General features: G+C 70.7%; 19 protein-coding genes. 5 read left to right on the forward strand and 14 right to left on the reverse strand.

The features are described 5' to 3' along the window. Positions 1 to 60: 60 nt before the first annotated feature. The 3 genes from IM787_RS20555 to IM787_RS20565 are packed head-to-tail and all read right to left on the reverse strand — an operon-like array spanning position 61 to position 2,299. Positions 61 to 873, reverse strand: a complete 813-nt coding sequence (locus tag IM787_RS20555; RefSeq protein WP_227494537.1) for an ABC transporter substrate-binding protein — start codon at positions 871 to 873, stop codon at positions 61 to 63. Then, positions 870 to 1,568 (reverse strand): ABC transporter ATP-binding protein, encoded by a 699-nt coding sequence (locus IM787_RS20560; RefSeq protein ID WP_193678593.1) that lies wholly within the window; start codon positions 1,566 to 1,568, stop codon positions 870 to 872. Before IM787_RS20560 ends, IM787_RS20555 begins: the two co-directional genes overlap by 4 nt. Then, the gene (locus tag IM787_RS20565; RefSeq protein WP_193678594.1) at positions 1,565 to 2,299 is read right to left on the reverse strand and encodes an ABC transporter permease; all 735 of its coding nucleotides are present in this window, start codon (positions 2,297 to 2,299) and stop codon (positions 1,565 to 1,567) included. The genes IM787_RS20560 and IM787_RS20565 overlap by 4 nt, the downstream gene beginning before the upstream one ends. A 104-nt stretch (positions 2,300 to 2,403) precedes the next feature. Between IM787_RS20565 and IM787_RS20570 the strand changes: the two genes are divergently transcribed. Next, a complete protein-coding gene (locus IM787_RS20570) occupies positions 2,404 to 3,510 on the forward strand; it encodes a substrate-binding domain-containing protein (RefSeq protein ID WP_193678595.1) in 1,107 nt (368 codons plus the stop codon). A 6-nt stretch (positions 3,511 to 3,516) separates the two neighbouring features. Here the strand turns inward: IM787_RS20570 and IM787_RS20575 are convergent, their stop codons facing one another. Next, entirely contained in the window at positions 3,517 to 4,764 is a 1,248-nt protein-coding gene (locus IM787_RS20575) for an SUMF1/EgtB/PvdO family nonheme iron enzyme (protein WP_193678596.1), read from the reverse strand. Between the two features lie 163 nt (positions 4,765 to 4,927). On the opposite strand from IM787_RS20575, the gene IM787_RS20580 reads away from it, so the two are divergent. Continuing rightward, positions 4,928 to 5,533, forward strand: a complete 606-nt coding sequence (locus IM787_RS20580; RefSeq protein ID WP_193678597.1) for a TRAP transporter small permease subunit — start codon at positions 4,928 to 4,930, stop codon at positions 5,531 to 5,533. Positions 5,534 to 5,561: 28 nt separating this feature from the next. Beyond that, complete coding sequence (locus IM787_RS20585; protein WP_193678757.1) at positions 5,562 to 7,373, forward strand: TRAP transporter large permease; 1,812 nt, start codon at positions 5,562 to 5,564, stop codon at positions 7,371 to 7,373. 42 nt (positions 7,374 to 7,415) lie between these two features. Here IM787_RS20585 and IM787_RS20590 read toward each other — a convergent pair whose 3' ends face one another. Beyond that, complete coding sequence (locus IM787_RS20590) at positions 7,416 to 8,030, reverse strand: M15 family metallopeptidase (RefSeq protein WP_193678598.1); 615 nt, start codon at positions 8,028 to 8,030, stop codon at positions 7,416 to 7,418. 138 nt (positions 8,031 to 8,168) lie between these two features. Here IM787_RS20590 and IM787_RS20595 point away from each other — a divergent pair, with 138 nt between their 5' ends. Beyond that, complete coding sequence (locus IM787_RS20595; RefSeq protein ID WP_193678599.1) at positions 8,169 to 9,437, forward strand: putative Na+/H+ antiporter; 1,269 nt, start codon at positions 8,169 to 8,171, stop codon at positions 9,435 to 9,437. A gap of 103 nt (positions 9,438 to 9,540) precedes the next feature. Continuing rightward, positions 9,541 to 9,810, forward strand: a complete 270-nt coding sequence (locus IM787_RS20600) for a PepSY domain-containing protein (RefSeq protein ID WP_193678600.1) — start codon at positions 9,541 to 9,543, stop codon at positions 9,808 to 9,810. Here IM787_RS20600 and IM787_RS20605 read toward each other — a convergent pair. The 9 genes from IM787_RS20605 to IM787_RS20645 all read right to left on the reverse strand — a co-directional run bounded on the left by IM787_RS20605 (position 9,795) and on the right by IM787_RS20645 (position 19,746). Next, entirely contained in the window at positions 9,795 to 11,225 is a 1,431-nt protein-coding gene (locus IM787_RS20605) for an enolase C-terminal domain-like protein (RefSeq protein ID WP_193678601.1), read from the reverse strand. The two genes, IM787_RS20600 and IM787_RS20605, sit on opposite strands and share 16 nt — an antisense overlap. Next, positions 11,218 to 12,069, reverse strand: coding sequence for a sugar phosphate isomerase/epimerase family protein (locus tag IM787_RS20610; protein WP_193678602.1), 852 nt, complete (start codon positions 12,067 to 12,069; stop codon positions 11,218 to 11,220). The genes IM787_RS20605 and IM787_RS20610 overlap by 8 nt, the downstream gene beginning before the upstream one ends. Beyond that, positions 12,066 to 13,571: a tripartite tricarboxylate transporter permease gene (locus tag IM787_RS20615; RefSeq protein WP_193678603.1), complete on the reverse strand. Its 1,506-nt coding sequence runs from the start codon at positions 13,569 to 13,571 to the stop codon at positions 12,066 to 12,068. Before IM787_RS20615 ends, IM787_RS20610 begins: the two co-directional genes overlap by 4 nt. Before the next feature lie 6 nt (positions 13,572 to 13,577). Beyond that, positions 13,578 to 14,105, reverse strand: a complete 528-nt coding sequence (locus IM787_RS20620; RefSeq protein WP_193678604.1) for a tripartite tricarboxylate transporter TctB family protein — start codon at positions 14,103 to 14,105, stop codon at positions 13,578 to 13,580. 28 nt (positions 14,106 to 14,133) lie between these two features. Next, a complete protein-coding gene (locus IM787_RS20625; protein WP_193678605.1) occupies positions 14,134 to 15,141 on the reverse strand; it encodes a Bug family tripartite tricarboxylate transporter substrate binding protein in 1,008 nt (335 codons plus the stop codon). A 79-nt stretch (positions 15,142 to 15,220) separates the two neighbouring features. Further along, positions 15,221 to 16,288, reverse strand: a complete 1,068-nt coding sequence (locus IM787_RS20630) for a dihydrodipicolinate synthase family protein (RefSeq protein ID WP_193678606.1) — start codon at positions 16,286 to 16,288, stop codon at positions 15,221 to 15,223. A gap of 1 nt (position 16,289) precedes the next feature. Then, positions 16,290 to 17,324, reverse strand: a complete 1,035-nt coding sequence (locus IM787_RS20635) for an NAD-dependent epimerase/dehydratase family protein (RefSeq protein WP_193678607.1) — start codon at positions 17,322 to 17,324, stop codon at positions 16,290 to 16,292. A gap of 70 nt (positions 17,325 to 17,394) precedes the next feature. Next, positions 17,395 to 19,077, reverse strand: a complete 1,683-nt coding sequence (locus IM787_RS20640) for a cation:proton antiporter domain-containing protein (protein WP_193678608.1) — start codon at positions 19,075 to 19,077, stop codon at positions 17,395 to 17,397. Positions 19,078 to 19,125: 48 nt separating this feature from the next. Beyond that, entirely contained in the window at positions 19,126 to 19,746 is a 621-nt protein-coding gene (locus IM787_RS20645) for a DedA family protein (protein WP_193678609.1), read from the reverse strand. Positions 19,747 to 19,755: the final 9 nt, after the last annotated feature.

A 19,755-nucleotide genomic window follows, 5' to 3' on the forward strand; every position in this document is an offset into this window, starting at 1 on the left:
CCGCCCCGGCCGGGCCGATCCGTGGCGATCACGACACTGGCGCCGCCACCCCGTGGTGCGTCAGCGCCCCGCGTTGGGGAAGAACAGCGGCTCGCCGCCCACCTTGTAGGCGGCGATGGCCGCCTGGCCGGCCGGGGAGACGATCCAGTCCACGAACTGCTGCGCCTCCTTCGCCTTCACGTGCGGGTGCCGGGCCGGGCTGACGGCCATCACGCCGTACTGGTTGAACAGCCGCGTGTCCCCTTCCACCAGCACCACCAGGTCGCCGCGGTTGCGGAACGACAGCCAGGTGCCGCGGTCGGTCAAGGCGTAGCCGTTGCTGGAAGCGGCGATGTTCAAGGCCGGACCCATCCCGCAGCCGCATTCCCGGTAGCCGCTGCCCTTCGCGCCGGCCAGCCCGGCCTGGTTCCAGTAGCGCAGTTCGGCCGCGTGGGTGCCGCTCTTGTCGCCGCGCGAGACGAAAGGTGCATGCGCGGCGGAAACCTTCTTCAGCGCCTCGACGATGTCCTTGCCGCGTGCCCCGGCGTGGTCGCCCTTCGGCCCGACCACGACGAAGTCGTTGTACATGACGGGATGGCGGCGCGCCGCGAAGCCGTCGGCCACGAACTTCTCCTCGGCGGCCTGGTCGTGCACGAACAGCACGTCGGCATCGCCGCGCCGCGCCATGTCGATGGCCTGGCCGGTGCCGACGGCCACCACCTTCACGTCGATGCCCGTCGCTTTCCGGAACTCCGGCAGCAGGTGGCCGAACAGGCCCGACTGCTCCGTCGATGTCGTCGACGCCATCGTGATCGCGGCCTGCGCCAGGGCGGCGCCCGCGCAGGCGAATTGCGCGGCCGCCGCTGCGGCCACGAACAGTTGCTTCAGCTTCATCCCAGTTCTCCCCTGACGAATAGATCGGCCTCGCGCGAGGTCGCGCCCAGCGGCCCTTCGAAGAATTCGCGCACCGGCAGGTCGGCCAGCACGCGTCCCTGCTCCAGGTAGACCACGCGGGTGGCGATGCGCTTGACCTGCCCGAGGTTGTGGCTCGCGAACACCAGGGTCATGCCGCCGGCGGCGAACGCCTCCATCAGGTGCTCCACTTCGCGCTTGGCATGCGGGTCCAGGCTGGAGGTGGGCTCGTCGAGCAGCAGCATCGCCGGCTGCAGGCCCCAGGCGCGTGCGAGCGCCAGGCGCTGCTGCTGGCCGCCGGAGAGCGCGCGTGCGTTGCGCCCGGCCTGTTCGAGCAGGCCGACGCGGGCCAGGGCCGGCAGGGCCTGCGCACGCGCATCGCGCCAGCGCGCGCCGCGGATCCACAGGCCGAGCGCCACGTTGTTCTGCGCGGTGGTCGCCAGCATGAAGGGGCGCTGGAACAGCATGGCCTGGCGCGTGGACGGGTCACGCAGCAGCGAACCCGCCGCCGGCTTCACCAGGCCGTGCAGCACGCGCAGCAGCGTGCTCTTGCCGCTGCCGTTGGCGCCGATCAGCGCGACACGCTCGCCCGGCGCGATGCGCAGGTCCACCTGGCTGAGCGCCTGCACCGCGCCGAAGCGCACGCCCACGTTCTTCAGCTGCAGCAGCGCGCTCATGCCACGCTTCCTTCCAGCGGCAGCGGCCGATCGCCCAGGGTCGCGCGCCAGCGCGCCAGCAGGGCGATGCCCGCATTGAGCAGCAGCACGACCGCCAGCAGCACGATGCCGAGCGCCAGCGCCAGCGCGAGGTCGCCCTTGGACGTTTCCAGCGCGATGGCCGTCGTCATCACGCGCGTGAAGCCGTCGATGTTGCCGCCCACGATCATCACGGCGCCGACCTCCGAGATGGCGCGGCCGAAGCAGGCGATCAGCACGGTGAGCAGCGCGAAGCGCTGGTCGAAGACGAGCAGTGCGCTGCGCAGCACCGTGCCGGCGCCCAGCGACTGCAGCTGTTCGCCGTGCGACCGCTCGACGTCCTCCACCACCTGGCGGGTGAGCGCGGTGCACACCGGCAGCACCAGCACCGCCTGCGCCAGCACCATGGCCTGGAAGGAGAACAGCCAGCCGAGGAAGCCGAGCGGCCCGGACCGCGACAGCAGCAGGTAGATGACCAGGCCCACCACCACGGAAGGTAGCGCGAGGAAGGTGTTGAGGACCGTGAGGATGGCACCGCGGCCGCGGAACCGCGCCACGCCGAGCCAGGCACCGAGCAGCACGCCGAGGGCGCATGCGACCAGCGTCGCGCTGGCGCTGACCGACAGAGAGCGCGCCACGATGGACCACAGCACCGGGTCGGCGGAGGCGATCAGCGTGAAGGCGGTGGTGGCGCTGTCGGTGAAGGTGCCCATGTCGGCCGCGACTATGGCACGCGTCCGCGCGCGCCGCGCTCGGGGCTTGCGAGCTATGAAGCGCCATGCATAACGGCCGCCGGCCCTTGCCGCATACTGCCGCCATGCGCAAGGTGGAGCTCTCCTATGCCTTCGCCGCCCGCAAGCCCGGCGGCTGGATCCGCAATGCGCTCATGGACCTGCTGCACGCGGTGCAGGAACAGGGCTCCATCTCGAAGGCGGCCGCGGCGCTGGGCCTGTCGTACCGGCACGTGTGGGGCGAGCTCAAGCGCTGGGAGGGGGAGCTCGGGCAGCCCCTGATCCTGTGGGAGAAGGGCCAGCGCGCGCGCCTGTCGCCGCTGGGCGAGAAGCTGCTGTGGGCCGAGCGCCAGGCGCAGGCGCGGCTCGCGCCGCAGATCGAGGCGCTGCAGGCCGACCTGGAGCGCGCTTTTGCCGGCGCCTTCGATCCCGAGGCGCAGGTCCTGGCCCTGTTCGCCAGCCACGACGAGGGACTCACGCTGCTGCGCGGCTTCGCGGTCGACCAGGCGCGCCTGCACCTGGACATCCGCTTCTGCGGCAGCGTCGATGCGATCGCGGCGCTGAACGAAGGCCGCTGCACCCTGGCCGGCTTCCACGCCTGCCTGCAGCCGGGTTTCGGCGCCGAGACGCGGCGCAGCTACCAGCCGCTGCTGGAGCCCGGCCGGCACAAGCTGATCGGCTTCGCCCAGCGCACCCAGGGCCTGATCGTCGCCGCGGGCAACCCGCTGCGCCTGGGCTCGCTGCGCGAGGCGGCGTTCCGCGGCGCCCGCTTCGCCAACCGCGCACTGGGCAGCGGCACGCGGCTGCTGTGCGACGAGCTGCTGGCGCGCGACGGATTGGGCCCGCAGCACCTGAACGGCTACGACCACGTCGAACCTTCGCACGCGGCGGTGGCGCAGGCGGTGGCGGCCGGTGCCGTGGATGCGGGCCTGGGCATCGAAGCCGCGGCGCAGGCACGCGGCCTGGGCTTCGTGCCGCTGCTGGAGGAGCACTACTTCCTGGTCTGCCTGAAGGACGCGCTCGACGCGCCGCCGGTGGCAGCGCTGCGCGCGCAGCTGCAGGGTGACGCCTGGCAGCACGCGCTGCGCACGCTGGCCGGCTACGTGCCGTGGCGCAGCGGCGAAGTCCTGAGCCTCACCGAGGAACTGCCCTGGTGGACCCTGCCGCCGAAGAGGAAGGCCCGGCGGGCCTGAGGCCCCTCAGGCCGCGCAGGTCCTGAAGCCGACGAAGCCTTCGTCGCGCTGCGGCAGCGCCCAGCAGCGGGCCCGCGGGTGCCGCATGCGCGAACGCGCGGCGAACGAAGCGCCGCGCTGCACGCGCGCCTGGCCGAAGAGGGCCTGGGCGTCGAGTTCCGCGTGCCCGCCCCAGGCGTCGGGCGTGTAGCCGGCGAAGGGCCGCAGCGTGCCGGCCGTCCATTCACGCACGTCGCCCCAGCGGAAACCCCGCCGCCCCGCCTGCATCGCGGCGATCTCCCATTCCGCCTCGGTCGGCAGGCGCCGCCCGGCCCAGCGCGCATAGGCATCGGCCTCCCACCAGCTGGCGTGCATCACCGGTTGGCTGCCGCCCATGCGCATCGCCTTGCCGAACACCGTCTGCAGCACCGCGCCGCTGGCCACGCCGATCTGCTCCACGTGCCGGGGCCCGCGCCGGCCCTCCTGCTCCGCCTCCCGCTGCAGCCAGGCCCAGCCTTCGGGATGCCACAGCTCCGAGCGGTCGTAGCCGCCGTCGTCGATGAACTCCACGTACTGCGACCAGGTCACCGGCTGCGCGTCGATCTCGAATTCGGGCACCCGCACGGGCTCGTGCCCGCGTTCGATGTCCAGCGCGAAGCCCGGCTCGGCCCACCCCAGCGTCCACTGCGTCGCCGGCAGCAGCAGCGGCGCCCGCGCGGCGGCGCCCGGCGGCAACGCCAGGCCGAGCTGCAGCCCCAGCGCCTGCGCGAGCGTCACGAGTTCCTCGCCACGCAGGTCCTCGTGGAACAGCGCCATGCGGAAGAAGTACAGGCCGTCGTCGTCGTCGCTGGCGTGCTCCAGCAGCTCCAGCGTCGTCTCCAGCGTGTCCAGCAGGTAGGCGCGGACGGCGGACACCTCCGGCAGCGGCAGCGACCAGCGCTCCTCCGGCCCGACCAGGAAGGGATCGAACCACCCGTCCGCGTGCGGGTCGACCGACGCCAGCCGCACGCCGTCGGGCGGGCAGCGCGGGCCCAGCGCGCGTTGCGGGTTGCGGCCGATCCAGTATTCGGCCACCCAGGCGATGTGGCCGGCCAGCCAGAGGGGCGGCACCGCGCCCGGGAGCGGCGCCATGCGCAGCTGCGCCCCCAGGGCCTGCTCGAAGCGCGCGAGCAGCTGCAGCGTGTGGTTGCGCGCATCCATCAGGGCCAGCGACAGGCGATCGCGGCCGGCGCGGCGCAGGTCGGAGGAGTCGTTGACGACGGGAAGTGCGGACATGACCTGAAGGATGCCTGGCGTCCAGCCGGTACAAACACGCATGGCGGTGCAGCTCGACCGTCACGATGCTGTCAGGTTGGCCGCAGGCGGCTTCCTAGAATTTCTTTCTTACTCTACCCGACAATCGGCCGTTCCCTTGCCGCCGAATTCCGGAGAAAACAACATGGGCACCTTGCTGAAGTTCTCGAGGGCCATCGACGCGCTGAACGCTTTCGTCGGCCGTTGGGTGATCTGGCTCATTCTCGCCTCCACGGTCATCAGCGGCGTCAATGCCGTGGTGCGCAAGGCGTTCAACATGAGCTCCAACGCCTACCTGGAGGTGCAGTGGTACCTGTTCGCGGCCGCCTTCCTGCTGGCCGCGGGCTACACGCTCCTGAACGGCGAGCACGTCAAGATCGACGTGATCTCCAGCAAGCTGTCCAAGCGCAAGCAGATCTGGATCGACGTGATCGGCTTCGCGCTGTTCCTCACGCCGATGTGCATCGTGATCCTGTACTACGCGGTGCCCTTCTTCCTGCAAGGCTGGCGCTCGGGCGAGATGTCGTCCAACGCGGGCGGCCTGGTGCGCTGGCCGGTGTACCTGATGATGCCGGTCGGCTTCGCGCTGCTGCTGCTGCAGGGCCTGTCGGAGTTCATCAAGCGCATCGCCTTCCTGCGCGGCCTGATCCCGGACCCGACCCAGAAGCTCGTGGCGAAGACGCCGGAGGAGGAGCTCGCCGAGGAGATCCGCCGCCAGGCCGAAGCCGCCGAACGCGCGGCCAAGGCCTGAACGGGCGCCCGGAGGAGACACCCCCATGATGCAATTCATCGCGCAGAACCTCGCCCCGATCATGTTCGTCGGGCTCATCGTGTTCCTGCTGTTCGGCTTCCCCGTCGCCTTCAGCCTGGGGGCTTGCGGCCTGTTCTTCGCCGTCGTCGGCATCGAAATGGGCGTGCTGCCCGAGTCGCTGATGCAGGCGCTGCCGCTGCGGCTGTTCGGCATCATGCAGAACGACACGCTGCTGGCCATCCCCTTCTTCACGCTGATGGGACTGATCCTCGAACGCAGCGGCATGGCCGAGGACCTGCTGGACACGATCGGCCAGCTGTTCGGCCCGCTGCGGGGCGGCCTGGCCATCGCCGTGATCCTGGTCGGCGCCCTGCTCGCGGCCACGACCGGCGTGGTCGCGGCCTCGGTCATCTCCATGGGCCTGATCTCGCTGCCGATCATGCTGCGCTACGGCTATGACCGGCGGCTCGCCTCCGGCGTGATCGCCGCTTCGGGCACGCTGGCGCAGATCATCCCGCCTTCGCTGGTGCTGATCGTGCTGGCCGACCAGCTCGGTCGCAGCGTGGGCGACATGTACAAGGGCGCCTTCGTGCCGGGGTTCATCCTCACCGGGCTGTACGTGCTCTACGTCGTCGGCCTGGCCATCTTCCGGCCCGCTGCCGCGCCGGCGCTGCCGCTGGAAGCCCGCGTGTACCGCGAGCCGAGCGGCAGCAGCGGCACGCCTTCCCTGCTGGTGCTCTCGATCCTGTGCACGATCGCCGCGGTATACCTCGCGCAAAACTATGCCGCCGTCCTGACCTGGGTCACGGGCACTCCGGTCACCACGGTCGCGACCGACGAAACCATCGTGGTGTCGCTGTGCGCCGGCGTGCTGCTGGCCTTCGTGATCGCCGTCATCAACAAGGTGACGCGCCTGGGCCTGCTGTCGCGGATGGCCGAACGCGTGACCTTCGTGCTGATCCCGCCGCTGCTGCTGATCTTCCTGGTGCTGGGCACCATCTTCCTCGGCATCGCCACGCCCACGGAGGGCGGCGCGATGGGAGCGCTGGGCGCCTTCGCGATGGCCATGGTGCGCCGGCGGCTGTCGCTGGCGCTGCTGAAGCAGGCGCTGGCCACCACCACCAAGCTGTCGTCCTTCGTGGTGTTCATCCTGATCGGCGCCACGGTGTTCGGCCTCACCTTCCAGGGCGTGGACGGCCCGCGCTGGGTGGAGCACCTGCTGTCGGGCCTGCCCGGCGGCCAGCTCGGCTTCCTGATCGTGGTGAACATCCTGATCTTCGTGCTGGCCTTCTTCCTGGACTTCTTCGAGCTGTCCTTCATCGTGGTGCCGCTGCTGGCGCCCGTGGCGGAGAAGCTGGGCATCGACCTGGTGTGGTTCGGCGTGCTGCTGGCGGTGAACATGCAGACCTCGTTCATGCACCCGCCCTTCGGCTTCGCCCTGTTCTACCTGCGCAGCGTCGCGCCGGACAAGCCGTACACCGACAAGGTCACGCGCCAGCAGATCGCGCCCGTCACGACCGGGCAGATCTACTGGGGCGCCGTGCCCTTCGTGCTGATCCAGATCTTCATGGTGGGCCTGATCATCGCCTTCCCCGGCATCGTCTCGCAGGACAAGAAGGAAGTGATCGACCTCGACAAGGTCAAGATCGAGATGCCGGCGGACATCCCCTTCACGCCGCAGGCCGATCCGTTCGGCACGGGGGCGACGCCGGCGCAGCCGGGGACGGCCGACCCGGGCGCCACGCCCGCCATCCCGAATCCTCCGGGCACCCCGGGCCTCAGCTCCGAGGAAGAGGAGCAGAAGAAGATGGACGAACTGTTCGGGCCGGCGAAGAAATAGCGCCCGCGCGCGCCATGACCAAGGGCCCCGCGGGGCCCTTTCTCATTCCACCCGCGTGAAGGTGTCGCGCACCAGCTGCCGGTCCAGCATGTCGAAGTGCCACCACTCGTTGGCGATGCCCTGGAAGCCGCTGTCGAACAGGACCTCCCGCAGCAGCAGGCGGTTGCGGTGCTGCGCCGGCGAGAGCTCGCCGGTGGCGAGGAAGCGCTGCTCGTGCTGCGGGTGGGACAGCTCGGTCATCTCGTCGTAGCCGGTGCCCATGTCGGCCTCGCGGCCGTCCGGGCCGAGCAGCGTCGCGTCGAGCGCCATGCCGAAGGAGTGGATGGATCCGCGCGCCGGGTCGGCGACGTACTGCCGCAGGTCCGTGCCCTCGAGGTGGTCCCACAGCTGGAGCTGCACGCGGTGGGGCCGCAGCGCGTCCAGCACCAGCAGGCGATGGCCCGGCGCCCGCCGCTGCAGCAGCGCGGCCGCGCGCTCCAGCCCTTCGGCGGCCAGGCGATGCAGCCACGCGCAGTCCAGAGCACCGTACAGGTTGCGGCCGACGAAGTTGTCGGTGCCCGCGTAGCGCAGGTCGACGGCGATGCCGGGCAAGGCGGGAAGGTGGCGGAAGTCGGGGTGCGAGGCGATGTCCTCGCAGCGGATCAGTCGGTTCGGCATGGTGGCACCGACAGGATAGCGGCTCGCGCGGCCGGCGCCGCACGCAAGCGCTGCTAGACTCCGCGCTGGGTGTCCGGCCGCGGGTGCGGCGGGCAGGTTCCAGCGCTGGTCGGGCCGCCGCGCGGCTTGCGCACGGCCATGACCGACACACCCGCCCCTCTCATCCCATCCATCGCTGCGGTCCTTTTCGCGATCGCCCTGGTCCACACCTTCGCCTCGAAACAGTTCGAGCGGCTCTCGCACCGCTTCCCGCGGCACGCGGGACTCTTCCACCTGCTCGGCGAGGTGGAGGTCGTCTTCGGCTTCTGGGCCATCGTGCTGGTGCTGCTGATGGCGCTGGTCGGCGGCGGGCCGCAGGCGCTCGCGTACGCCGAGTCGCGCCAGTACACCGAACCGCTGTTCGTGTTCGTGGTGATGGTGGTGGCGGCCTCGCGTCCCATCCTGCAGAGCGTCTTCGGCATCACGCAGGCGCTCGCCCGCATGCTTCCGGTCGCGACGCCGCTCGCGGCGGCCTGGCTGGGTCTCGCGGCGATCCCCCTGGTGGGGTCCCTCATCACCGAGCCGGCGGCCATGACAATCGCCGCGCTCATGCTGGCGCCGCAGATCTTCCGCGCAGGCATTCCCGAGCGGCTCAAGTACTTCGCGCTGGGCGTGCTGTTCGTGAACGTCTCGATCGGCGGCACGCTGACTTCGTTCGCGGCCCCTCCGATCCTGATGGTGGCGGCGACGTGGGGCTGGGACTCCGCCTTCATGCTGGCGACCTTCGGCTGGAAGGCGGCGATCGCCGTGGTCATCAACGCGACGCTCGCCGTCGCCCTGCTGCGCAGGTACCTGCAGGCACCGCACGGCGCGCCCGTGCAGCCGCGGCAGGAGGCCGTGCCGCTGCCCGTCGCCCTGGTGCACTTCGCCTTCCTGGCCGCCGTCGTGCTCCTGGCACACCACGCCGTCGCCTTCCTCGCGATCTTCCTGATGTACCTCGGGTTCACCCAGGCGTACGAGAAGTACCAGAGCCCGCCCATCCTGCGCGAGGCGCTGCTGGTCGCCTTCTTCCTGGCCGGCCTCGTGGTGCTGGGCGGCATGCAGCAGTGGTGGCTGCAACCGCTGGTGGCGGCGATGTCCCCGGGGGCGCTCTTCGCCGGCGCGGCGGCCCTGACGGCCATCACCGACAACGCGGCGCTGACCTACCTGGGATCGCTGATCCAGGGCATCTCGGAGGAGGCCAAGTACAGCCTGGTCGCCGGCGCCGTGGCGGGCGGCGGCCTCACCGTGATCGCCAACGCGCCCAACCCCGCGGGCGTGGCGCTGCTGAAGCGCGGCTTCACCGACGAATCGATCGGGGCCGCCGGGCTGCTGGCCGGGGCGCTGGTGCCGACCGCGGTCGCGCTGGCGGCCTTCTACTTCCTGTGACGCCCCGCGCGCGTGTCGGAGCCGTCGCACGACGGAAGCGGATGCATCCTGCGCCCGCGCACGGCGCGCGCGGCGAGCATCGGGGTTTCACAGGAGGAACCCCATGCGCAAGACCCTGTTCACCGCATCCTGCATCGCCTTCGCCCTGTCCGCGGGCTCGCCGGCCTGGGCCGCCGACAAGGACGAGACCCTGCCGGTGACCCAGCTGGTCGCCGCGATCCAGGCCGCCGTCGCGGCCCACCCCGGCAACGTCAAGGAAGTCGAGGTAAAGAAGCAGAAGGACCGGATGCTGGTCGAAGTCGAGATCTACGCGGCCGATGGCAAGAAGCAGGAAGTGAAGGTCGACGCACAGACCAGTCAGGTCGTGCGCTGAAGCCGTTGGAGCGGCCGCATCGCCCCGAAGTCGGGCAATGCACCGCTCGCGAACCCCGGCACGCCCAGCGACGCCAGCGCGATCTCGCCGCCGCGGATGCTCAGTCGCACGGCGCCGTGGCTGCGCTCGTACAGGTCGGGGTGCGCGTCGAGGAAGGCCTGCTGCTCCGCCGCGGGCAGCGCGGCCATCCCGTCCACGTAGTGGTGGCCGTTGCGTTCGACGTGCGCAATGCCCAGCAGGTTGACCAGCGCCAGGTCCTGCTGCACCGACAGCCCGGCCTGCGTCGTCAGGTCCTCGGCGGACATGAAGTAACGTGCCGCGCCCTCCTCCCGGTTCCACGCCTGGCAGCGGGCCGCGTTGAGGACGGACTTGTAGAAGCCCTTGCAGGTCTTCGACGAGATGCCGTCGTAGCCGCGCGCCCGTGCCTGCACGAAGCTGTCCAGTTCGCCGTCGGATTCGTCGACGATCACCGGCTTGCCGAGCGCGGCGGCGCGCAGGTCCACGTCCAGCGCGAGCTTGCGCGCGATCGGCTGCTCGATGAAGAGGATGGACTCCCACAAGCGGCGCAGCGCCGGGCGTGAACGGATGCCCTGCACGAGTTCGCGCACGCCGTCCGCGTCCTCGTACTGCTCGTTCCCGTCCAGCGAGGCGAAGTACGGCGCATCGGCGCGATCGAGCACGGAGGCGATCGCCTCCAGCCGCGCCAGGTCGGCCGGCACCTTGCCGCTGACCTTCAGCTTGAAGTAACGGTGGCCGTAGGCCTGCACCACCTCCTCCAGCGTCTCCGGCAGGCCGTCGCCCACGCGCTCGGGCTGGTCGGCGCGCGTGATCGCGTCCACGAGTCCCACCGTATGCCGGGCGTGGATGCGCAGTGCCGGTGCGAGCCCCGCGAGGAAGGTGTCGAACGGGATGCCCGCGAACTGCGGATGCGCTTCGCCGAGGCCCGGCACGTTGGCGCGCATCGCATCGTAGAAGGAAATGCCGAGCGCGCGGCACAGGGCGTCAAGCACGGCGCGATCGAGGAGCGCCGGGCCGTAGCTGGCGAGCAGGGGATTGAAGCCCTGCTGGGCCGCCGCGCGCGCATGCGCATCGTGGTGGCGCGCGAAGTGGCCGAAGGCGGTGGCCGGCAGCGCATCGGACCGGTAGGCGTCGCGCGCCATGCGCAGGACGTCCCGCAGCTGGTCGAAGTTGTCCTCGTTGCTGAGCGCCAGGTCCTTGTCGAACCACTTCGGGGCCATCAGCTCCGCCGCGGCGCCCCATGCAGCGCGGCCATCCGGCAGCGCGACCTGCACGCGCGCGAAGGCCTGCGGGCACTCGGTCAGCGTGACCACGCCGAAGCGGAACGGCATCCGCAGGCGCACCGGCCGCTCGAACAGTTCGATCGCGCGCAGCGCGATGCGCGGTGCTTCAGCCATGGTGCTCCAGTCCTTGCACGATGCCGCGCAGGTAGCCGATGGCCCGCGCGGCGCAGCCCGGGCCGTCCGGCACGTAGTCGAAGGGTTCCACCGCGACGATGCCCGGGAAATGGCCGGCGGCCTCCATGCGCGCCAGGACGGAAAGGATCGGCGCGAAGTCCATCGTCCCCTGCCCCGGCCCGCGGCGGTTCGGGTCATTCACCTGCACGTGCCCGACCATGCCCGTCGGCAGCCAGCGCTCCAGCAGGGCGTGCACGGGCTCGCCCTCCGCCTGGCCGGCGGCGCTGCAGTCGATCATGGTGCGCAAGGCGGGGTTGTCCACCTCGTCGACCATCCGGGCGGCATCGGCGACGGTGTTGAACAGGTCGGTCTCGCGCGGCGACAGCGGCTCCAGGCAATAGGTGACGCCGCATTCCGCCGCCGCCGCGGCGGCGGTCGCGAGGCATTCGCGCGCGCGGTCCCAGGCCTGCGTGGGCGTGCTGCCGGCGGGGACGCTGCGCTGCTTCGGCGAACCGTGCACGAGATAGTTGCCACCCATCACCGCGCACAGTTCCGCCAGCCGCACCATGACGCCGGTGGTGCGGCGGCGCAGCGCGGCGTCCTCGGACACGATCGACAGGCCCGCCGGCGCGACCAGCAGCCAGTGCAGGCCGAAGACCGACAGGCCGTGGTCTTCGGCGATCCGGCGGAAGCCTGCGGCTTCGGTGTCGGTGATCGCCATCGGCTCGGCCGCCAGCGTGAACGGCGCGACCTCGAGGCCGTCATAGCCGAGGTCCGCCGCCAGCCTGCACTGCTGCGCGAAAGGCAGCGGCTGCAGGACCTCGTTGCAGAGGGCGAATTTCATGCGGAGCCCAGCGCCGGCCGGCGGGTGAACAGGCGCCGCACCAACGGCAGCCGCCAGAGGACGATCAGCACCATCGCGCCGAACAGCACGGCGCAGATCGGGCGCGTGAAGAAGGGCGCGAGGTCGCCGTCGGACAGCACGAGGCCGCGGCGGAAGTTCTTTTCCAGCAGGTCGCCCAGCACGATGCCCAGCACCAGCGGCGCGACCGGGTAGCCGAAGCGGCGCAGCAGGAAGCCGATCACGCCGAACGCCACCATGATCCAGATGTCGAACAGGCGGGAGGCCAGCGCGAAGCTGCCGATCGTGCACAGCACCAGCAGCATCGGCACGATGATGGTGGTGGGCACGCGCAGCACCTGCACCAGGAACTTCGTCAGCGTCAGCCCGTAGATCAGGATGCCGATGGTGGCCAGCATCATCATCGCGACGATGTCGTACACGAACTGGGGCGACTCGATCATGATCATCGGGCCCGGCTTCACGCCGTGGATCAGCATGGCGGCCATCAGCACGGCGGCCGGCGCGGAGCCGGGCACCTGCAGCGTGAGCACCGGGATGATGGCGCCCGGCACGCAGGCGTTGTCGCCGGTCTCGGCCGCCATCAGGCCCTCCACCGAGCCCTTGCCGAACTGTTCCTTCTCCTTGCTGGCGCGCTTGGCCGCCGCGTACGAGGACCAGGCCGCGACGTCCTCGCCGACCCCCGGGACGATGCCGACGAAGGTGCCGATCACGCCGCTGCGGATGATCGTGCGCCAGTAGCGCAACACGTCGCGGATCTTGGGGATGACGGAATCGAGAGCGCTCACCTGCACCGGCGGCCGCTTCTCCTGCATGGCCACCAGGATCTCGGCGAAACCGAAAGCCCCGACGAGCGCCGGCACCAGCGAGATACCGCCGGCCAGGTCGCGGCTGCCGAAGTGGAAGCGCTCGTAGGCATGGATGCCGTCCTGCCCGATGGTCGCGATGAAGAGGCCCGCCATGCCTGCGATCCATCCCTTGAGCGGGTCGCCGCCGGTGAGGGTGGCGGAGATGATCACGCCGAACACCGCCAGCCAGAAGAACTCGTAGGCACCGAACTTCAGCGCGACCTCGCCCAGCAGCGGCGTGAACAGCGCGAGGAAGAAGATGCCGATCAGCGTGCCCATCACCGAGCCGCTGGTGGCGATGCCCATCGCGCGGCCCGCCATGCCCTGGCGCGCGAGCGCATAGCCGTCCAGGCACGACGCGGCGGACGCCGGCGTGCCCGGGATGTTCAGCAGGATGGCGCTGCGGCTGCCGCCGTAGATGGCGCCCACGTAGGTGCAGATCAGCACCAGCAGCGCCTGCGACGAGGGCAACTTGAGCGTGAGCGTCGTCATCAGCGCCACGCCCATCGTGGCCGTCAGGCCCGGCAGCGCGCCGATGATCACGCCGACCAGCGTGGACGCGAGCACCAGTGCGATGGACACCGGTGTGAGGAAGCCGGCCAGCGAATGGCCGAAGGCGACGAGACCCTGGAACATAGGCCCTTAAGGCAGGCGCACGTAGAAGATTTCCTGGAACACGAGCGTGACCACGGCACTCGTGGCCGCGCCGTACGCCAGCGCCAGCACCGCCTGCTTCGCGTTGCCGCGGCCCAGGCCCTGCTGCCGCCCGCGGTCGAAGCAGAAGATGAAGGCCGCCACGAACAGCAGCGTCGCCAGCCAGAACGGGACGCCGTGGCCGACCAGGACGATCGGATAGGCGACCATCGCCCCGAGCACGATGGCGAGATAGCGGCGCTCGCCCGGCGGCCGCGGCTGCGACGCGCCTTCGGGCCGCAGGGCCCCGCGCTGCAGGGAGCGCAGCGCCAGCACGATGCCGAGCAGCAGGATCGCGGCCCCGAGCATGCCCGGCACCAGGCCGGGGATCTCGTACTTGTTGATGTGCAGGTTCTCCAGCCGGTCCATGCGCCAGGACAGCACGAACACGCCGGCCCCGAACGCTATCCACGCCAGCGAGGACAGCAGGTCGGCGCGCGCTGAAGACTCCCGGTCGGGAGCGGACTCCATGCTCATGGATCGAGGCCCTCTCCCGCCGTACGCGTCAGGGCTTCGCGATGCCGACGGTGTCGGGCGACACCTTGGTCTTGCCGGTGGAGTGCAGCAGCCAGGCATTGGCCTGGATCGCCGGCATGGCCGCACTCAGCGCGGCGTCTCCCGCCACCGGCGCGAACAGCGCGCCCTTGTTCACGGCATAGGCGCGGATGGCGGCGTTCTTCGCGATGTTCTCGGCCCAGACCTTCTGCATCGTCGCCACCACCTCCGGCGGCACGCCCTTGGGAATGAAGATGCCGAAGTAGTTGGCCGGCGCCTTGAAGCCGGGAATCGTCTTGCTGACCGGCTCGATGGTGCCGTAGCCCTCGATCTCCAGCGCCTGGTCGCTGACGGTGGCCAGCGGGCGGATGCGCTTGCCGCGGATCATCTCGGCCTGTTCGACGGCGAGCTGCGTCGTCAGGTCGGTTTCGCCGGACACGGTGGCGACCACGGCGGGATTGCCGCCGTCGTAGGTGACATGCCGGTACTTCACGCCGGTCGCGCGCGAGATCGCTTCCATGGCGTTGTGGCCGCCGGAGGTCACGCCCGCCGTGGCCACCTTGACTTCACCCGGCTTGGCCTTCATGGCCGCGAGCAGCTCGCCCATGTTCTTGTAGGGCGTGTTCGCGCCGACGCCGACCACCGCGATGTTGGCGACGCTCAGGAACATGTGCCAGTCCTTGGCCGGCACGTCCAGCATGCCCAGCGCCTGGTAGGTGCCGAGGTCCTGGGCGGCGCCGGCCGTCCAGGTGTAGCCGTCCCTGGGCGCTTCCCAGGCGTTCTTGCTGCCGATCGAGCCCGAGGCCCCCGGCTGGTTCACGACGATGATCTTCTGCCCCAGCACCTTCTCGAGTTCGGCCGCGGTCACGCGCGTGATCTGGTCGGTGGAGCCGCCGGCCGCCCAGGGCACGATCAGGTTGATCGGCTTGGCCGGCTTCCATTGCGCGGCGGCGGGCAGCGCGAAGCCGAGGGCGAGGGTGGCCGCGGCGGCGGCCTTCAGGAGGAAGCGCTTCTGCATGGGAGTCTCCGGTTTAATTCCCTAAACGGTTAATTGCGACTGTAGGGTTGGCGGTGCGAGGCTGTCAACGCGGCTCACCCTAGGCCAGCCAGCGGTCGCGGTGCTGCGCGACGAAGGCGTCGTCGGCCAGGTGCGGGTAGTCGCGCCGCACGCGCGTGAGCTCCGCGGCCTGCCCCTCGCTCAGGCCTTCCTGCGGATCCAGGCACCACGTGCCCTGCAGCAGGCCCTGGCGCCGCAGCACCTCGTGGCAGCCGGCGATGCAGCCGTGGAAGTCGTGCGCCACGTCGAACAGCGCCGCATTGCAGTCGGTCACCTGGCTGTCCAGGGCCAGCAGGTCCAGGGGCGCCTGGCCCGCGGCGACGGCTGCATGGATCCTTTCCAGCAGTTGGACGGCGGAATGCGTCCACACGCTCCAGTGCCCCAGCAGCCCGCCTCGGATGCGCACGGTGACCGGCTCGCCGTCGCGCACGAAGGTGAAGGGCGCCAGCAGGTCCAGCACGATGTGGTCGTCGTTGCCGGTGTAGAGGGTGACGCGTTGTTCCGCGCGCGCCGCGACCACGCCGCGGATCACGTCGAGCGTGCGGTAGCGGTGGAAGGGCGCCATCTTGATGGCGACGACGTTGTCGATGGCCGCGAAGCGCTGCCAGAAGGACATCGGCAGGTGGATCCCGCCGACGGCGGGCTGCAGGTAGAAACCCACCAGCGGCATGACGTCCGCGATCGCCTGGCAATGCGCCACCAGTTCGTCCTCGCTGGCGCCCTTCAGGGCCGCCAGGCTGAGGAGTCCCGCGTGGTAGCCCAGCCCGCTGGCGATGCGGGCTTCGCGCACGGCCTGCTCCGTGCGGCCCGCCAGACCCGCCACCATGCACAGCGGCCGCCGGCCGCCCAGCGGCTCCCAGTGGCTGGCCGTGTGCATCGCGAGCTCCAGCACCGGCTCGTACAGGCCGACGTCGCGGATCGCGAACTGCGTCGAATGCACGCCGACCGCCACGCCGCCGGCGCCGGCGTCGAGGTAGTAGCGCGTCATCGCGCGCTGGCGGCGGCGATCGAGCTGGCGGTCGGCGTCGAGTGCCAGCAGGTGGGCGGGAATGACGGCGCCGCGCCGGAGGACGGCGAGGCTTTCGGCAGGCAGTTCAGACCAATGCATCTCAGTACTTTCCGTCGCGCGCTTCGTAGTGCGTGGGCTTGTGCAGGCTTTCACCACCGCGGCGCACCCAGTCGGCCGTCCAGTCCAGCATGGTGTCCAGCCCCACCTGCGGCGGGCCGAACAGCCGGAAGGCCTCGGTGCAATCGACCAGCCACGCCGTGGGCGCTTCCTGCCCGCGCAGCACGGGCTGGACGCCGAGCCGCTCGCCGAGGGCATGCGCCACGCTGCGAATGCTCACCTTCGGCCCGCTCAGGTTCAGTGCCGTGGTCGGCGTCGTGCAGTGTGCCAGCGTGCGCAGCGACCAGTCGTTGGCCTCGCCCTGCCAGATGACGTTGGCGTGGCCCATCGCCAGGTCGATCGGTTCGCCCTGCACCAACTTCTGCGCCACGTCGTGCAGCACGCCGTAGCGCATGTCGATCGCATACGACAGGCGCAGCAGCCGGCCTGGCGTGCCGTTCTCGTGCGAGAAGTACTGGAACATGCGCTCGCGCGCCACGCAGGAGTTGGCGTACTCGCCGGAAGGCGCGGTGGGCGGCTGCGCCTCGCTGGCGCCCTGCCCCTGCACGTCCGCGAACGGGTAGACGCACGCGGTGGAGAACGCCACGATGCGCGAGCCCACGTACCTTTCGGCGACCAGCGCCGGCACGTGCGCGTTCATCGCCCAGGTCAGCCACTCGCTCCCGGTCGAGCCGAACTTGCGCCCGGCCATGAAGACGACGTTGGGCGCATCCGGCAGCACCGCCAGGGCCTCGCGCGACAGCAGGTCGGCCGCGATGCACTCGATGCCGGCGCCTTCCAGCTGTTCGCGCAGTCCGGGCTCCGAGAAGCGCGCGACGCCGATCACGCGGCGCGCGGGATCGGCGCGCTTGGCCATGCGGGCCAGCGTCGGGCCCATCTTCCCGCCGACCCCCAGCACCAGGATGTCACCGGGCGCCCGGCGCAGGGATTCGATGAGCGCCGGGGACGGCCGGCTCATGAGCTCGTCGAGCGCGGCGAGGTCGGCGATGGTCGCCGGCAGCGGGGCGGTCTGGTTCATCCCCCCGACTATTCACCGGCTGGTGAATTAGGGCAAGCCCGTGAAACCCCTTGGAACGAATGCCTGCGCCTCAGGCGCAGCGCTCGATGACGTGGCGGGCCATCGCCGAAGCGAGTTCCTGCTCGCCGACGAAGACCTGGCCGACCAGTTCCTCCTGCAGGCGGCGGGCCTCGTCCTCGTTGTGCGAGCGCACGGCGATCTCGATCGAGGGATTCAGCAGCCGCGCATGCTCCGCCATCTGCCGCACGCCCATCGTGTCCGGTGTCGCGATGACCAGCATCCTGGCCCGCGCCACGTGGGCCTGCACCAGCACCTCCGGCTGCGAAGCGTCGCCGAAGACGGCCGGGATGCCGCGGGCGCGCAGTTCCTCGACCACCACCCGGTTCTGTTCCGCCACCACGTACGGCACGCCGTGCGCGGCCAGCGACTCGGCCAGCCGGCGGCCGACGCGGCCATAGCCCACCAGGACCACTTGCCGGGACAGGTAGCGGGGATCGGTGCTCATCGGCAGTTCGGCCAGCGGGTCGTCGCGGGCGGCGAAGTCGCGCGCCAGTTGCGAACGCGCGAGCAGCCAGCGCTGGAACGGCTCGATCGCGCGGAACACCAGCGGGTTCAGGGCGATGGAGATCAGCGCGCCGGCCACCACCAGGCTCTGGGCCTCGCCCGGCACGATGCGCAGCGCCGCCCCGAGGTTGACCAGGATGAAGGAGAACTCGCCGATCTGCGCCAGGCTGGCCGAGACCGTCAGCGCCGTGTGCAGCGGATAGCGCAGCAGCAGCACCAGGATGGCCGCGGCGAAGGACTTGCCGAGCACGATGATGCCGACCACCGCGAGCACGCGCAGCGGCTGGTCCACGAGGATGCGCGGGTCGAACAGCATGCCCACCGAGACGAAGAACAGCACGGCGAAGGCGTCGCGCAGCGGCAGCGTCTCTTCGGCCGCGCGGTGGCTGAACTGCGACTCGCGCAGCACCATGCCGGCGAAGAACGCGCCCAGCGCGAACGAGACGCCGAAGATCCGGGTGGCGCCGTAGGCGATGCTCACCGCCGCCGCCACGACGCACAGCGTGAACAGCTCGCGCGAACCGACCCGCTGGACCTGCCAGAGCATCCACGGGAACAGGCGCCGCCCGACGACCAGCATCAGCGCGACGAACACGCCCACCTGCAGCAGCGTGGTGCCCAGCTCTCGGCCCAGCGCGGCCAGGTCGAGCTTGCCGCCGCCGGCGAGCGCGCCGGCCAGCGGCGGCAGCAGCACGAGGACCAGCACCATGGCCAGGTCTTCCACCACGAGCCAGCCGACGGCGACGCGGCCGGTGAAGGTCTCGAGCTGGTTGCGCGCTTCCAGCGCGCGCAGCAGCACCACCGTGCTGGCCACCGAGAGCGAGATGCCGAAGACCACCGCGGCGGCCAGGCTCCAGCCCCACAGGAGGGCCACGCCGATGCCCATCGCGGTGGCGGCCACCATCTGCACCACCGCGCCGGGGACGGCGATGCGGCGCACCGCCAGTAGGTCGCCGAGCGAGAAATGCAGCCCGACGCCGAACATCAGCAGCATCACGCCGATCTCGGCGAGCTGCGACGCGAGCTGGAGGTCGGCGACGAAGCCGGGCGTGAAAGGACCGATCGCGATGCCGGCCACCAGGTAGCCGACCAGCGCCGGCAGCCGCAGGCGCGCGGCCACGAAGCCGAGCACCAGGGCCAGCCCCAGCGCGGCGGCGATCGTCGTGATGAGGGGGAGGTCGTGGTGCATGTGCGGATCACTCTACCCGAACATGCGGCACGCCCGCCGCCGGTTTCCCTACTTGGCGGGCTTGCGTTCCGCGTGGCCGGAGGGATGCCGGACCACGCGCACGACGTACCAGATCGCGATGAGGACGAAGATGCCCGTGGAGACCGGATTGAGCCACTTCTCGATGCGCTCGTACTGGCTTTCCAGCAGGTAGCCGGCCAGCGTGAGCAGCGAGGTCCAGATCAGCGAACCCAGCACCGTCCACAGCATGAACGGCACGATGCCCATGCGCGCCAGTCCCGCCGGCAGCGCGACCACGGTGCGCAGCGCCGGCACCAGCCGCCCGAACACGAGCACGAGGGGCCCCTTCTTCTCGAACAGGACGCGCCCGCGTTCGATCTCGGCCGGCGTCAGCGCGATCCAGCGGCCGTGGCGTTCGGCCAGGTCCTTCAGCCGGTCGGCGCCGACCTTGCGTCCAGCCCAGTACCAGGGCAAGGCGCCGACCAGCGACCCCAGCGCGCCGGCGGCCACGACGCCGACCGGGTGGAGGTCGCCGCGCGCCGCCAGGAAGCCCGCGAACGGCATGATCAGTTCGGAAGGCAGCGGCGGGAACAGGTTCTCGGCGAGCATCAGCAGGGCGACGCCCGCGTAACCCAGCCTGCCGATGACGTCGATGACCCACTCTGCCATCGGCCGAGT

Source organism: Ramlibacter pallidus (assembly GCF_015070875.1).
In the GTDB taxonomy this organism is placed as follows: Bacteria; Pseudomonadota; Gammaproteobacteria; order Burkholderiales; family Burkholderiaceae_C; genus Ramlibacter; species Ramlibacter pallidus.